Genomic DNA, 15,908 nt, shown 5'->3' on the forward strand with positions numbered 1-15,908 from the left:
GGAGGTATCGTCTATCTTTATGCTTGCTCGAGTGTCTGCTTGAACGCTTTGATCGTCCCGGTAAGCGTGTCGACCGAGATGCCGAACGTATCAGCGCATTCCTCGAGCAGGAGTGATTCGCGTTTCGCGTAAAACATCCAGACGAGCGCCGCGGCCGATGCCGTGACGTCTTCGAACGTTTCTCCCGTTAGCAGCAGTCGCGAGAAGCGTTCATAGAAATCGCCGTCGAGGCTCATCTGTTCTGCTTCCGTCACTTCTGTTTCGGCGAGGACGAGCGCGGCGTATCCTCGTTCGATCCGGGCGTCGCCCGTGAACGGAGAACCGCAAATTTCAGCGCGACACTTTTCGGCGAACGAGATCACCGTCTCGTTGTCGGTCAATCCGTTCGTCAAGGCGAGCGCCTCGAACGCTTCGTCATCGGCGAGCTTTGAGATGATCCGAATGATTTCAATGCGGGCCGTGTCTTCCTCTTGGCGCAGACCTTGGACGAGCGCCGAGCGGAACTCGAGGTTGTCGCGGATGTCGAACGGATTTTTCTCTTCGAACTGTTTCAGCTCGTCACTGTTCAAATAGGTAGCCGCTTCTTCAGAACGTCCTGTCTTGTAGGCGGATACGCTGAGCCAATGCCCGAACAGTGAGTCGCCACGGAAGCCGCGTTCTTTCAATAGACGCAGTTCTTCGTAGGCATGGTCGTACTGGCCGACGAGAGCTAGCGTCGTAGCGAGCTTGTAGCGTAATTCAAATTGGATCGGACGGACGCGTGTGAGCGGGACCGACAGTTGCAGCGCCGCTTCCGATTGTCCGGCCTCATGTAATAGAAGAATCGTGTTCAAGATCGCATGCAAGTTGCCCGGATTTTGGTCGAGGACGTACTCGAGCGTCTCAAACGCCGATTCGTCATTGCCGAGGTAAAAGTGGACGATGGCCAAATTGTTGAACGCTGGCCAAAACGTCGGATATTGATCGATCAAGCGCTCGAGCGTCGACTTCGCGGCGAAGAGCCGGCCTTTGTCGATGTGTTGCTGCGCCTCGGTGTGCCACGTGATCAACTCGTCCTCTTCTTCGTCTTCGAGCTCTTGTTCAAGCTCGATCAGTTCGAGAAGGGATTGGACCGATTCCGCGTAACGACCGTGCGCTTCCTGTTCAAGATAGCGGCTCGCATACGTGGCCGCTTCTTCGTACTGTGAGATATAGGCGCAGTTGCTCGCGAGGTGATAAAGTGCCTCTGTCGCCGTTTGGTCGAGTTCTAACACCCGTTTCCACACATCGTTGGCGTGGTAGACCTCCCCTACTTCGAATAACAGTTCAGCGTACTGTTTGTGGTAATCGACGCGATGGACTGCCGCAGCAGTTGCTTCAGCCATGAAAAAAGTCGCTTCATCTAGGCGACCTTCTCGTAACGCTCGACGACCTCTATAGTAGTGGAGCTCCGCAGCAAGCGGAGATTCTGGTTCGGGTAGCGTCATTAGTGCTTCATAGTTCGCTTCCATATTCTAAATCCTCCACATCGTCTCTAGTATCTTTTTTAGTTGCAGGATTAAGAATACCGCACTCAATCCATGAGGGCAACCGAAAAAGTTTAAAAAAATCGGGACTATATTCCTTCTATAATGAATATATTTTACTAGGTCTGACAATTGTTTTCCGACAAAAATATACATGACGGCTCACCTCGCGACACGACACAAAAAAACGGCATCACCTTCAAATAAAGTGATACCGCTCAAGTATTTTTCACACGAAGACCAATCGAACAGCTTGAAATGATTTCGCACTAAATTGTGTCTATTTCGTGTCGATGGTTTGCAGTTTGGCGCCGACGACACGTTCACCGGGCAAGACGTCGCGATGTACGACGGCACCGGCTCCGACGACCGCCTTGTCCCCGATCGTGATGCCCGGCAAGATCGTCACGTTCGCCCCGATCAAGACGTCGTCACCGATCCGGACGTCACCGATCCGATACTCGTCGACGAGGTACTCGTGACAAAGGATCGTCGTGTTGAAGCCGATGACCGTGTTGCGTCCGATCGTGATCCGCTCCGGGAACATGACGTCAGGCGTCACCATGAGGGCGAGGGCGCTATACTCCCCGATCTTCATCCCGAGGAAGTTCCGGTACAGCCAACGCTTCGCCTTGACGGACGGGAAGTAACGACCGACGAGGACGACCGTCGTATTTTTGAAGACGCGCAAGAAGCGGATCGTCCGATACATCTGCCAGAGCGGGTTGGGCCCGTCCAGATGATACCGTTCCGTCTTACGCATTGACCGTGACCTCGTCGAGCCACGTCTCGAAGTGCTCCATCGACTCGATGATGACGTCAGGCTCGAGCGTCTCTAAGAACGCCCGGCCCTTCAAGGCCCAACCGACGGCGACCGTCTTCGTGCCGGCGTTTTTGCCGCTGAAGATGTCCGTGTCGTTGTCCCCGACCATGACAGCCCGCTCCGGCGTCGAACCGAGCGCGCGCAGCGCCTGCTCGACCGGCTCGGCGTGCGGTTTCTCGTTTTCGACGTCATCAGCCGTGACGACGACGCCAAACAAGTGGTCGATGTTGAACAGGCGAAGTCCGTGTTCGACGACCGGACGTCCTTTCGATGTGACGATGCCCATCTTATAGCCTTTGGCATGCAGACGATGCAGTCCTTCGATCACGCCAGGATATTCGGCGACGAGCGCGTCGTGCATGGCGATGTTGAAGCTGCGATAGAACGCCTGCATCTCTTTCCATTCCGGTTCATTGAGCGCTTTGAACGACTTCTCGAGCGTCGGTCCGATGAACGGGAAGATATCTTCGTCCCGATACGTCTCGTTCGGGAAGTAATACCCGAGCGTATGCCGAAAACTCGCAAGGATGAGCGGGTTCGTATCGAGCAACGTACCATCTAAATCAAATAAAATCGTATCCATCAATCAAACAGTCCTTTCTCAGAAGGGTCATCGTACCGCTTCGCTTTCCGGCGCAACACCATCATCACGATCCCGAACACGATCATCGCGATCGAGACGAGCTGCGCCGTCCGCAGATCACCGGCCATCAGGCTGTCCGTTCGGAGTCCCTCGATGTAGAAGCGACCAATCGAGTACCAGACGAGGTACGACAAGAAGATATAGCCACGCGGCGGATTGCCGACCATGCGCCAAACGACGAGCAAGATGACGCCGAGGATGTTCCAGACACTCTCGAACAAGAACGTCGGCAAGTAGTACGCCCCGTCGATATACATCTGGTTGACGATCCAATCCGGTAACAATAACGTCTCTTTCAAAAACCGGCTCGTCGTCTCAGACCCGTGCGCCTCTTGGTTCATGAAGTTGCCCCACCGGCCGATCGCTTGACCGAGCAAGAGCGATGGCGCGAGGATGTCGGTCACTTTCCAGAACGACATCGATTTACGCATCGAGTAGATGATGACGACGAGCAAGGCGCCGAAGATGGCCCCGTGAATCGCGATCCCGCCTTGGCGGATATCGATGATCTGCCCGAGGTTTTGGCTGTAGTAATCCCACTGGAACACGACATAGTAAATCCGGGCGAAGACGATACTGATCGGGATCGCCCAGATGATGACGTCGACGACCCGCTCCGAATCATAATTGAGTCGCTTCGCCTCGAACAAGGCGAGGACGAGGCCGAGCATCGCTCCGAACGCGATGATCATGCCGTACCAATAGATCGGGAGCGACCCGATCTCAAACGCTACGCGGTCAAACGTCGGCTCCACCATCATTCCATGTCACCTTCGTTATCGTGGATCGCGTTGGCGAGTCGTTCGGCGAACTCTTCCGCCGTGTTGATGCCCATGTTTTGCAGGCGATAGTTCATCGCCGCAACTTCGACGATGACGGCCAAGTTACGTCCCGGACGGACCGGGATCGTGAGTAGCGGCACTTCACTGTCGATGATCTTCATCGTGTTATGGTCGAGCCCGACGCGGTCATACACTTTGCCGGCGTCCCAGTTCTCGAGGTTGATGATCAAGCTGATCTTTTTGTGCGAACGGACGGCGCCCGCCCCAAACAGCGTCATCACGTCGATGATGCCGATCCCGCGAATCTCGAGCAAGTGGCGGATCAGTTTTGGTGCCGACCCGACGAGCAGCTGGTCGCCCGTCTGCCGAATCTCGACCGAGTCGTCGGCGACGAGACGGTGGCCCCGCTTGACGAGCTCGAGCGCGGTTTCGGATTTACCGACGCCACTCTGTCCTTTGATGAGGACGCCGACGCCGTAAATATCGACGAGGACGCCGTGCATCGCCGTCATCGGTGCGAGTTCCATCTCGAGGAAGTTCGTGATCTGTGACTCGATCGACGTCGTCACCGCGTTCGTGCGCATGAGCGGAACGTTCGCTGACTCGGCCTCTTCCTCGATTTCTTTCGGGATGTCGAATCCGCGCGTGATGAGAATGCCCGGTGTCGACTCCGTGCAAAGAATTTTGGCACGCTCGCGGCGGCTTTCTTCAGACAGGCTCGCGTAAAACGTGAGCTCCGTCTTGCCGAGCACTTGGAGACGGTTCTTCGCATAGTGTGTATAGTAGCCGGCGAGGACGAGTCCTGGTCGACTGAGGTCCGGTGTGGCGACAGGACGGTGAAGCCCTTCTTCCCCGGAAATGACTTGAAGCTTGAAGCGCTCAACGAGTTGAGCCGTGCGTACGATATTTTGCATAAGTATCTGCCCCTTTCACGCTCATTATTGTATCATAGCTCCTTAGCAGAAGCGTTAATGAAAAGTGAGGCAGAACTTGTCAATTCGAAAGTAATGAAACTAATTTGTGGCAATTGCGTAGAATGGGTATAGATGATTAAGGAGGTGAAACAAAATGAACGCACTCTTTTGGATTGCCATCGTCTTTATTTTCATCGTCGGGATCGCGGCGCTCGTCTATCTGATCAAATCGCTCATCGACATGTGGCGCGAATATGCGACGACGAAGAACGAGACGGTGCTCTTGTTGTTCATCCTGAACATCGTCGGTGTCTTCTTGTCTGGCTCGCTACTTTCAATGATCGTCGCCATCATCTTCTACTGGAACCGCTCGAAAAAAATGCGGAACCTCGGGATCTTCCTACTCATCGCTGGACCGATTCTGTTTATCCTCTTTATCATCGGCTCGTTCACGTTGTATGACGGCCAGATGATGGATTGGGAACAGTTCGAGAACGAAATGAATCTATGACGTGACAAAGCCCGAAGGCGAGCGCCTTCGGGCTTCTGATGATTCACGCTGTATAAAAAAACCCCGAAGGCGCTCGCCTTCGGGGTTGATTGTCATTACTGATGGAACGGGTTGTTCAAGTCGGCCGGATTGACCGGGTCGACCGGATCGATTGGTTCCGTCGGTTCGTGCTTATCTTCTTCGAGGAACGTCGACGGCGTGTGGAGTGAACCGTGCTCGAGGTCGATCGTACCAGTACGTGTACCGGCCTCGACTTCGATGCGCGGCGTCTGGCCACGGCCTGACAGGAATTCAAGACGACGCTGGGCGACGTCTTTACGGTCGCGGACGATCTCGAGGTCGTCCAAGTTACAGTGGAGCCCACCGAAGTTCGTCTCGAGCTCGCCTTCGATCTCAACGCCGTGTGGCAAGACGAGACGGACGTTCCCGGCGAGCGAAGCGAGTTCGAACTTGGCCGGACGTGCCGTCGCGAGTTCGGCACGGATGTTACCGTTCCCGGTCTTGAGCGAGGCCTTGTCATACTTCCCGTTCACGATGACAGAACCGTTACCGGTCCGGACATGGACGAGCTCAGACTCGGTCGCTTCGACCTCGACCGTACCGTTACCCGTGTTGACGAGGATTTCTGAAGCGTGCACCTCGTGAAGCACGACGCGGCCGTTCGCCGTCTGGACACGGAGACTCTCGACGTCGATCCCGTCGGCACGGACTTCTCCGTTCAACGTTTGGACATTCATGTGGTCGAAATGATGATGCGGGACGTATAGTTCGACGTGGGCCCGGACGAGCTTGTCACGAAGTGAGACGACGAGACGGTCACCGATGACCGAATGTTTGACCGCCGACTGGAGCTGTTCGAGCGCCTTATCCGCGTCTTGCTGTCGGAGCGGACGACCGGTGACGATCAGTTCACACTCATCATGGTCCGACGAGACGATCGTCGCCGAGGCGTTGAACAAGTCGAGCAAGATGTCTTTCCCGGTGAACGGGAACGACTTCGAGTACGTCACTTCCGGACCGAAATTCGAACTGAACGAGAAGTCGCTGTCGCGAAGTTTTGTCACGAGTCCTTCGACCGCTGACGTCAGTTTCGTCGTGAGCGACTCGACCGAGTAGGCATCGACCTTCTCCGTCTGTTGATGCTCTTCAAGCGCTTGGACATGCTCCGGATCTAACTTTTCGAGCCGTTCGAGCTGAGTGATCGCCTCATCGACGGTCAGCTCTCCATCTTTCACTTGCTGGAGAATTAGTTCACGCATTTCTTGTTTCACGTTCGTTTCCCCCTTCAATTTGGTTACACGTCAATCATGTTCCCGTTTCTACACATTTCTATACTTATTTCTTTTTTCCTGCTTTCGGTTTGGCCCGGGCCGCATCGCGTTCGAGCACCGGTTTCAAATACTTGCCGGTATACGACGCTGTGACTTCGGCGACTTCTTCCGGCGTCCCGGTCGCGACGATCGCGCCGCCGCCGTCCCCGCCTTCAGGTCCGAGGTCGATCAAGTAGTCCGCCGATTTGATGACGTCTAAGTTATGCTCGATGACGAGCACCGTATCCCCGTTCTCGACGAGGCGCTGCAATACGATTAACAACCGGGCGATATCGTCGACGTGAAGACCGGTCGTCGGCTCGTCCAAGATGTAGATCGTCTTGCCGGTCGAGCGTTTATGGAGCTCAGACGCGAGTTTGACGCGCTGCGCTTCCCCGCCCGACAGTTCGGTCGCCGGTTGTCCGAGCTTCATGTAGCCGAGACCGACGTCAGAGATCGTCTGGATCTTCCGCTTGATTTTCGGAATTTTGTCAAAGAAGTCGAGCCCTTCCTCGATCGTCATGTCGAGCACGTCGGCAATCGTCTTCCCTTTATACTTCACTTCGAGCGTCTCCCGGTTGTAGCGTTTGCCGTGACAGATCTCACACGGGACGTAAACGTCTGGAAGGAAATGCATCTCGATCTTGATGATCCCGTCCCCACGGCACGCCTCACAGCGTCCACCTTTGACGTTGAAACTGAAGCGGCCTTTCTTGTAACCGCGCATCTTCGCCTCGTTCGTCGACGCGAACACGTCACGGATGTCATCGAACACACCTGTATACGTCGCCGGGTTCGATCGCGGCGTCCGTCCGATCGGCGACTGGTCGATATCGATGACTTTATCGATCTGGTCAAGCCCTTCGATTGTCTTATGCTTCCCTGGCTTCGCTTTGGCGCGGTTAATATGGTGCGCTAGCGACTTGTACAGGATCTCATTGATGAGCGTCGACTTCCCAGATCCGGAGACGCCGGTGACGGCGATGAACATACCGAGCGGGATCGATACGTCGACCTCTTTCAAGTTGTTCTCTGCTGCTTTGACGATTCTGATGAAACGATCGTCTGGCACTTTGCGCTCATCTGGCAACGGGATGAACCGTTTCCCGGACAAGTATTGCCCGGTGAGCGACTTTCTGTTCTTCATAATCTGTTTCGGTGTGCCTGCAGCGATGACTTCTCCGCCGTGCTCTCCGGCGCCCGGTCCGATGTCGATCAAGTAATCGGCTGCCATCATCGTGTCCTCGTCATGCTCGACGACAATGAGCGTATTGCCGATGTCTCGCATCTGTTTGAGCGTCGCGATCAAGCGGTCATTGTCACGCTGGTGCAACCCGATCGACGGCTCGTCCAAGACGTACAAGACGCCGGTCAGCCGCGACCCGATCTGCGTGGCTAGACGGATCCGCTGCGCTTCCCCGCCCGATAACGTCCCGGCCGCCCGCGACAACGTCAAGTAGTCGAGACCGACGTTGTTCAGGAAGCTGAGCCGTTCTTTGATTTCTTGCAAGATGAGCCGGGCGATGGCGATATCTTTTTCGCTCAGTTCGTCCATGAGCGAATCGAACAAAGCGAGCGCATGCTCGACCGAAAGTGTCGTCACTTCCCCGATGTGGCGGTCGGTGATCTTGACGGCGAGCGTCTCTTCTTTCAACCGATAGCCGTCACACGTCGGGCAGGCGTGCGTCGCCATATACGTCTCCATCTGTTCCCGGATGTAATCTGACGTCGTCTCTTTATAGCGGCGCTCGATGTTTCGGAGCACCCCTTCAAAAAAGATCGTGTTCGTCCGGACTTGGCCGAAATCGTTCTCGTAGCGGAACAAGAACGATTCTTCTTCCGTCCCGTGCAAGACGAGGTCTTGGTCACGTTTTGACAGCCGTTCGAACGGTACGTCCATATCAATGTCGAAATGCTGACACATCGAGGCAAGCAGTTGCGGATAATATTGCGAGCTCGTCGGCTGCCATGCGACGACCGCGCCTTCTTTCAACGTCTTCGCCGGGTCTGGGATGACGAGTTCCGGGTCGACGTCGAGTTTCGTACCGAGACCGTCACACGTCGGGCAGGCGCCGAACGGCGAGTTGAACGAGAACATGCGCGGCTCGAGCTCACCGATCGAGAAGCCACAGATCGGGCAGGCGTGGTGCTCGCTAAACAGCAGCTCGGTCCCGTCCATCTTGTCGATGATGGCGCGGCCGTCCGCAAGGCGGAGTGCCGTCTCGAGTGAATCGGCGAGGCGGCCTTCGACGTCAGTGCGGACGACGAGCCGGTCGACGACGACTTCGATCGAATGTTTCTTGTTCTTGTCGAGCTCGATATCATCGGTCAGTTCGATCGTCTCCCCGTTGACGCGGACACGAACGAACCCTTCTTTTTTGAGCGAGTCGAACACTTTGACGTGCGTGCCTTTCCGTCCCGACACGATTGGCGCCAAGATTTGCAGGCGCGTCTTCTCAGGGAGCTCCATCACTTGGTCGACCATCTGTGAGATCGTCTGGCTTGAGATCTCGATGCCGTGGCGTGGACAGACCGGTTTCCCGATGCGGGCGAACAAGAGGCGTAAGTAGTCATAGATTTCCGTCACCGTCCCGACGGTCGAGCGCGGGTTCCGGCTCGTCGTCTTCTGGTCGATCGAGATGGCCGGGCTCAACCCTTCGATCGTATCGACGTCCGGCTTGTCCATCTGTCCGAGGAACTGACGGGCGTATGCCGACAGGCTCTCGACGTAACGGCGCTGCCCTTCGGCGTAGATCGTATCGAATGCAAGCGATGACTTCCCTGATCCCGACAGACCCGTCAAGACGACGAGCTGGTCACGGGGGATATCGATATCAATGTTTTTCAAGTTGTTGACGCGCGCCCCTTTGATGACGATCGCATTTTTCTTTTCAGCCATTTAATTCCCTACCTTCAACTCCAAGATTAAGTCACGCAATTCGGCCGCCCGCTCGAACTGAAGATCGCGGGCCGCTTGTTTCATTTCTTCTTCTAGTTTGACGATCGCTGCCTCGCGCTCGTCTTGATTCATCGAGCTGAGCGACTCGAGCACTTGTTCTTCGGCAGCGACGGTCGCGCGGATGACGCCGCGCACTTCTTTGCGGATCGTCTGCGGCGTGACGCCGTGTTTTTCATTGTATTCCTGTTGGATCGTGCGACGGCGGTCGGTCTCCCCGATCGCCCGCGTCATCGAATCGGTCATCTTATCGGCGAACAGGATGACGTGGCCGTTCGAGTTACGGGCCGCCCGACCGATCGTCTGGATGAGTGACCGGTCAGAACGAAGGAACCCTTCCTTGTCGGCGTCGAGGATCGTGACGAGACTCACTTCCGGGATATCGAGCCCTTCCCGCAGCAAGTTGATCCCGACGAGGACGTCGTATTTGCCGAGCCGCAGGTCACGGATAATCTCGATCCGTTCGAGCGTCTTGATCTCGGAGTGCATATAGTTGACCTTGATGCCCGCTTCACGGAGATAGTCCGACAAGTCTTCGGCCATCTTCTTCGTGAGCGTCGTCACGAGGACGCGTTCGTCCTGTTTGATGCGCTCGCGGATCTGGTCCATCAAGTAGTCGATCTGTCCTTTGATCGGGTGGATCTCGATCGTCGGGTCGAGTAGACCCGTCGGCCGGATGATCTGCTCGATCATGTTTGGCGTATGCTCGAGCTCATACGGGCCCGGTGTCGCCGAGATGAAAATCGCCTGACTCAACTTCTTCTCGAACTCCTCGAACTTGAGCGGACGGTTGTCCTTGGCCGATGGTAGACGGAAACCGTGGTCGACGAGCATTTGTTTGCGCGCCTGGTCGCCGTTGAACATCCCGCGGACTTGCGGCAATGTCACGTGTGACTCGTCGGCGATGAGCAAGAAGTCTTTCGGGAAGTAGTCGATGAGCGTGTACGGCGTCGCCCCCTCTTCCGTCAAGTTCAGATGGCGTGAATAGTTCTCGATGCCTGAACAGTAGCCCATCTCGCGCATCATCTCGAGGTCGTAGTTCGTCCGCTGCTCGAGACGCTGTGCTTCGAGCAGTTTGCCTTCTTCACGGAACTTCTCGAGCTGTTGCTCGAGCTCGGCCTCGATGTTGATGATCGCCTTTTGCAGCTTCTCGTCACGGGTGACGAAGTGGGATGCCGGGAAGATGGAGACGTGTTCACGGTCGGCGATGATCTCGCCGGTGAGCGGGTTCATCTCGCGGATGCGGTCGATCTCGTCACCGAAGAACTCGACGCGCAAGCACTGTTCGTCGCGTGACGCCGGGAAGATTTCGACGACGTCGCCGCGGACACGGAAGCGCCCGCGCTGGAAATCGATGTCGTTCCGTTCATATTGGATGTCGATCAGTTTGCGGAGCATCTGGTCGCGCCCCATCTCTTTCCCGACGCGGAGACTCAAGACGAGACTATTGTATTCTTCCGGGTTACCGAGACCGTATATACACGATACGGATGCGACGATGATGACGTCGTCCCGCTCGAACAAGGACGACGTCGCCGAGTGGCGGAGCTTGTCGATCTCGTCGTTGATCGAGGCGTCTTTCTCGATGAACGTGTCGGTCGACGGCACGTACGCCTCCGGTTGATAGTAGTCATAGTAGCTGACGAAATATTCGACGGCGTTGTTCGGGAAAAACTCTTTGAACTCGGAATAGAGCTGGCCGGCGAGCGTCTTGTTGTGGGCTAAGACGAGCGTCGGTTTCTTCACTTCCTGGATGACGTTCGATACGGTGAACGTCTTCCCGGTGCCGGTCGCACCGAGCAGCGTCTGATAACGGTCGCCGCGGTTGACGCCTTCGATGAGCTGGCGGATCGCCTCCGGCTGGTCGCCGGCCGGACTATATTCCGAATGTAATTCGAACGGAAGCTTGATCTTGTCCATATATATTCCTCGCTTTCTATCCCTTGCATATTGACTTGATTATAGCACATACACGAACAAATATTCGCTTCTGAGACGCTTCCCAAACCGCTCCCCGATTCGCTATAGTGAGGAGGAATCTAAACAGAAATGGGTGGGTCGTCATGTGGTCACTTCTCTTCATCCCGCTCGGCGCGGTCGTCGGCGCCTTGTCCGGTTTCTTCGGCATCGGGGGCGGTGTCATCATCGTCCCGGTGCTCTTGTTCAACGGATACTCGGCGGCCGAGGCGGTCGCGACGTCACTTTTGTTCGTCGTCGGCACGAGCCTGTCCGGAGCGAAGAAGCACTCGTCGCTCGGCAACGTGTCATGGTCGAACGGTCTCACGGTCGGTCTGGCCGGTGCGGTCACCGCGCAGCTGTCGAGCCGGATCGTGCTGTCAATCTCCGGGACGTATGACTGGTTGCTGAATGTTTTCTATTTGCTTATCCTCTCTTATTTTGCCGTTACGCTTCTAAAGAAAACATCAAAGCCACCGAAACGCAAAAAATCTGGATTCGCCGCAAGTTTCTTCATCGGTGCGATCGCCGGACTCTTGTCGGCACTCCTCGGCATCGGCGGCGGTTTCATCATCGTCCCGTTGCTCGTGAGTTGGCTCGGTTTTTCGACGCACCGCGCCGTCGGGACGAGCCTTGCCGCCGTCCTGTTCATCTCGCTCGGCGGACTCATCGGTTACTTGCCTTCGTTGTCGCTCGATTATGTCGCGCCGCTCGCCTTGGTGACAGGCGCCTTTGTCGGTGCCCCGCTCGGTGCATCGCTCACGAATCGTTATCGGGACCATGAGATTTCAAGACGGCTCGCTTGGCTCTACTTGACTGTCATCGCCTCGATCGTACTCGACCTCGGCGCGGCATGGTGGACACCGTTGTCTTTCGTGAGCTTAGGGGTTCTCTTCATCTTTCTCGTCGGGATTACCCTTGATTTTTCCAAACATTTTACCAGTCCGAACCACTTTCCTCATTAAAAAGTGGTTTTTTTCAATATCTTGGTTTTAAAGCGCTTTCAAACGGGGGATATAGAAAAGTGGTAAGCCAAATCCAATATGGAAGGAAGGGAGTATCACATGTCAGCATTTGTCAGCGAAATTATCGGTACGATGCTACTCATCTTGCTCGGTAACGGTGTCGTCGCCGGCGTCGTCCTCCGCCACTCGAAAGCCGAGAACGGCGGCTGGATCGTCATCACGTTCGGTTGGGGTCTCGCCGTTATGGTCGGGGTGTACGCCGCAGGTATTTACGGAGGCGCGCACATCAACCCTGCCGTCACGATCGGACTCGCGACAGCAGGTTCATTCCCATGGGCCGATGTGCCACTGTACATCCTTGCCCAATTCATCGGGGCATTCATCGGGGCTTGTCTCGTCTATGTGCACTACAAACCGCACTATGACGCGACCGACGATCCGGGTGCAAAGCTCGCTACGTTCTCGACCGCTCCTGGTATTCGGAACACTCCGTTCAACTTGATCTCGGAGATCATCGGGACGTTCGTCCTCGTCTTCGCATTACTATCGTTCGGCGCCAACACGTTCGCCGACGGGTTGAATCCGCTCATCGTCGCATTCTTGATCGTCTCGATCGGTCTCTCGCTCGGTGGAACGACCGGTTATGCGATCAACCCGGCCCGTGACCTTGGACCGCGGATCGCGCATGCGATACTCCCAATCAAAGGCAAAGGGACGTCCGACTGGGGCTATTCATGGATTCCGGTCGCCGGACCGATCATCGGCGCTGTCATCGCCGCGTTGCTCTATGGTATCCTCGTCCCATAATCACCCTAACTTCTAAGGAGGCACATTCATATGGACAAAGAAAAACGGTATATTTTAGCAATCGACCAAGGTACGACCAGTTCACGGGTCATCATCTTCGACCACGACGGTAAGATCGTCACAACCGCTCAGCGCGAGTTCAAGCAGTACTTCCCGAAACCAGGCTGGGTCGAGCATAACGCCAACGAGATCTGGGGTTCCGTCCTCGCCGTCATGGCCGAGGCGTTCGGTTCGGCCGACATCGACCCGAAAGAGATCGCGGCCATCGGCATCACGAACCAACGGGAGACAGCGGTCGTCTGGGAGAAGTCGACCGGCAGACCTGTCTACAACGCCATCGTCTGGCAATCGCGTCAGACTGCCGGTATTTGTGACGAGTTGAATGCGGCCGGTCACGCTGAACTGTTCCGCGACAAGACCGGATTATTGATCGACGCTTACTTCTCGGGAACGAAAGTGAAATGGATCCTCGACAACGTCGAAGGCGCCCGTGAGAAAGCAGAAGCGGGAGACCTCTTGTTCGGAACAATCGACACGTGGCTCATCTGGAAACTCTCGGGCGGTCACGCACACGTCACCGACTACTCGAACGCGTCCCGGACGCTCATGTACAACATTTATGAGCAGAAGTGGGACGACGAGTTGCTCGACATCCTCACCGTACCGAAGTCGATGTTGCCTGAAGTCAAGGCGTCGAGTGAAGTATACGCCAACACGATCCCGTACCACTTCTTCGGGTTCGAAGTCCCGATCGCCGGCGCGGCAGGTGACCAACAGGCCGCCTTGTTCGGCCAAGCTTGCTTCGAGTCAGGTGAAGGGAAGAACACATACGGAACGGGTTGTTTCATGCTCATGAACACGGGAGAAGAAGCCGTCAAATCGGACCACGGATTGCTCACGACGATCGCCTGGGGCTACAACGGCAAAGTCGAGTACGCGCTCGAAGGATCGATCTTTGTCGCCGGATCAGCCATCCAGTGGCTCCGTGACGGACTGCGTATGCTCAAGTCGGCGAAAGATACGGAACAGTATGCGAACCGTGTCGACACGACCGACGGGGTCTACGTCGTCCCGGCCTTCGTCGGACTCGGTGCCCCGTATTGGGACTCGGACGTCCGCGGCGCCATCTTCGGGATCACCCGCGGTACGGAAAAAGAACACTTCGTCCGGGCGACGCTCGAGTCACTCGCCTATCAGACACGCGACGTCTTGACGGCGATGGAGCAAGATTCCGGCATCGCATTGAAGACGCTCCGCGTCGACGGTGGTGCGGTCAACAACGACTTCCTCATGCAGTTCCAAGCGGACATCTTGAACGTACCGGTCGAACGTCCGGAAGTGAGTGAAACGACGGCGCTCGGCGCCGCCTATCTCGCCGGACTCGCCGTCGGGTTCTGGAAAGACCAGAACGAGATCAAGCAGCAATGGAAACTCGACCGTCAGTTCGAACCGAACATGGACGAAACGCATCGTGAAGCGCTCTACAAAGGCTGGCAACACGCCGTCGAAGCGACGATGGGCTTCAAACCATCAAAACTTGAAGTGTAAGCATACGAAAAGGAGCATCCGCGACGGATGCTCCTTTTTATAATTTTCGTAAGCGCAAGCGCGGGCTCATCGGTTCCCCGACGAACAAGATGCCGAGCTCGTGCGGGTCGGCCTCATACATCGCCCGTTGCACGAAGCGGATATCCCCGTTCAAGTTGAGCACTTCGAGCTTGATGTACGGCTTATGGAGTTGCAGCGCCTCATAAAAGCTGCTCCCTCCGGTGATGACCGTACCGTTCACTTTGTAGATTGACTCACCTGGGACGAGTTGCATCGTCTCCCCCGGCGAACCCGGAAGCGTATCGATAATGACCGCCCCGCGGTTCCCGTTCAAGAAGACCGGTGTCGTGCCGCGGTTCTCCCGTTTGATGAGCTGCAAGGCGAGTTCATACAAGACGAACAGACCGATCAACACATAAGCGACGTACGGGACGTCGAACGCGTACGACCCGGCGAACAAGCCGAGCGCGACCACTGCGAGCAAACCGCGATACAGGCTCAACCGGCCGAGCAGCGTTCCCGGCAGTGCCCCGGTCGATAGCAGGCTGACCCCGATCGGGATCGGCAAAATGACCGGCACCGAGAAGTCGAGCCCGAACGACGGCGGTAAAAAGACGACGAGCGGAAAGAACCAAATCCGCTTGACGACGTGTCCGCCGATGAACTGGCCGCGCTTCGACAAGATGAGCGTCGGTGACGTCTCTTTGATCCCATTCCAACGAAGGAGGATCGCTTCGGCGAGCGTGACGATGCCGAACACGAGCGCATACACCGGCCACTCGACGCCAGCGAGCCGGTCGACCCAATTCGTGAGCCCGGCTAACGGGACAACGTCGCGCAGACCGATGACCACGAGCATGATCAGGAACGGAAACGCCGGACTCATGAAGCGCGGATGCATCGTCAAGACGATCAGGGCGTAGAGGACGGTGAACGTGACGACCCACTCGAAGTTGACCGTCGTCTCGAGCAAGACGGTCGCGACAGTTCCGAGGACCGCGAGCAACAGACTCGGCCACACAAAGTGGCGCCAATCTGACTTCGGCGAGCGCCGGCGCGACCGGAACATGCTTCGCTCCCGTTTAATGCGCGTCATGGATATGTAAGCGAGGGCGACGAACGTCGCCCAGAGCAGCGGACTACCTAACAAGGTCAACAAAGCGGTAAAACTCATTCGTAGAACGTCCA

The 15,908-nt window shown here is 56.2% G+C and carries 13 protein-coding genes; 4 read left to right on the plus strand and 9 right to left on the minus strand.

The window, feature by feature from the left end:
• Positions 1–17: 17 nt before the first annotated feature.
• The 5 genes from EVJ22_RS03110 to hprK form a co-directional block, all read right to left on the minus strand.
• Entirely contained in the window at positions 18–1,490 is a 1,473-nt protein-coding gene (locus tag EVJ22_RS03110) for a tetratricopeptide repeat protein (RefSeq protein WP_071397967.1), read from the minus strand.
• 295 nt (positions 1,491–1,785) lie between these two features.
• Positions 1,786–2,268, minus strand: a complete 483-nt coding sequence (locus tag EVJ22_RS03115; protein WP_131443170.1) for an acyltransferase — start codon at positions 2,266–2,268, stop codon at positions 1,786–1,788.
• On the minus strand, positions 2,261–2,911 hold the full coding sequence (ppaX, locus tag EVJ22_RS03120) for a pyrophosphatase PpaX (protein ID WP_131443172.1): 651 nt from the start codon (positions 2,909–2,911) through the stop codon (positions 2,261–2,263). The genes EVJ22_RS03115 and ppaX overlap by 8 nt, the downstream gene beginning before the upstream one ends.
• A complete protein-coding gene (gene lgt / locus EVJ22_RS03125; protein WP_070328688.1) occupies positions 2,911–3,732 on the minus strand; it encodes a prolipoprotein diacylglyceryl transferase in 822 nt (273 codons plus the stop codon). The genes ppaX and lgt overlap by 1 nt, the downstream gene beginning before the upstream one ends.
• Complete coding sequence (gene hprK / locus EVJ22_RS03130) at positions 3,729–4,667, minus strand: HPr(Ser) kinase/phosphatase (RefSeq protein ID WP_071397970.1); 939 nt, start codon at positions 4,665–4,667, stop codon at positions 3,729–3,731. The genes lgt and hprK overlap by 4 nt, the downstream gene beginning before the upstream one ends.
• A gap of 154 nt (positions 4,668–4,821) precedes the next feature.
• On the opposite strand from hprK, the gene EVJ22_RS03135 reads away from it, so the two are divergent.
• Complete coding sequence (locus EVJ22_RS03135; protein ID WP_131443174.1) at positions 4,822–5,178, plus strand: hypothetical protein; 357 nt, start codon at positions 4,822–4,824, stop codon at positions 5,176–5,178.
• A gap of 95 nt (positions 5,179–5,273) precedes the next feature.
• On the opposite strand, the gene EVJ22_RS03140 is transcribed toward EVJ22_RS03135, so the two are convergent.
• The 3 genes from EVJ22_RS03140 to uvrB form a co-directional block, all read right to left on the minus strand.
• A complete protein-coding gene (locus EVJ22_RS03140) occupies positions 5,274–6,449 on the minus strand; it encodes a DUF4097 family beta strand repeat-containing protein (RefSeq protein WP_131443176.1) in 1,176 nt (391 codons plus the stop codon).
• Positions 6,450–6,513: 64 nt separating this feature from the next.
• Positions 6,514–9,387, minus strand: a complete 2,874-nt coding sequence (gene uvrA / locus EVJ22_RS03145) for an excinuclease ABC subunit UvrA (protein ID WP_071397973.1) — start codon at positions 9,385–9,387, stop codon at positions 6,514–6,516.
• Positions 9,388–11,364 (minus strand): excinuclease ABC subunit UvrB, encoded by a 1,977-nt coding sequence (uvrB, locus tag EVJ22_RS03150; protein ID WP_370246343.1) that lies wholly within the window; start codon positions 11,362–11,364, stop codon positions 9,388–9,390. It lies immediately after the preceding gene.
• 143 nt (positions 11,365–11,507) lie between these two features.
• Here uvrB and EVJ22_RS03155 point away from each other — a divergent pair, with 143 nt between their 5' ends.
• From EVJ22_RS03155 to glpK, 3 genes are all read left to right on the plus strand, one after another.
• A complete protein-coding gene (locus tag EVJ22_RS03155; RefSeq protein ID WP_131443178.1) occupies positions 11,508–12,365 on the plus strand; it encodes a sulfite exporter TauE/SafE family protein in 858 nt (285 codons plus the stop codon).
• 99 nt (positions 12,366–12,464) lie between these two features.
• Complete coding sequence (locus EVJ22_RS03160; RefSeq protein WP_071397975.1) at positions 12,465–13,172, plus strand: MIP/aquaporin family protein; 708 nt, start codon at positions 12,465–12,467, stop codon at positions 13,170–13,172.
• 30 nt (positions 13,173–13,202) lie between these two features.
• Positions 13,203–14,720, plus strand: a complete 1,518-nt coding sequence (glpK, locus tag EVJ22_RS03165; RefSeq protein WP_071397976.1) for a glycerol kinase GlpK — start codon at positions 13,203–13,205, stop codon at positions 14,718–14,720.
• 37 nt (positions 14,721–14,757) lie between these two features.
• Here glpK and EVJ22_RS03170 read toward each other — a convergent pair whose 3' ends face one another.
• Positions 14,758–15,894, minus strand: coding sequence for a PDZ domain-containing protein (locus tag EVJ22_RS03170; protein ID WP_071397978.1), 1,137 nt, complete (start codon positions 15,892–15,894; stop codon positions 14,758–14,760).
• Between the last annotated feature and the right edge of the window lie 14 nt (positions 15,895–15,908).

It is taken from the genome of Exiguobacterium sp. SH0S7, from assembly GCF_004337195.1.
GTDB classification, from domain to species: Bacteria; Bacillota; Bacilli; order Exiguobacteriales; family Exiguobacteriaceae; genus Exiguobacterium; species Exiguobacterium aurantiacum_A.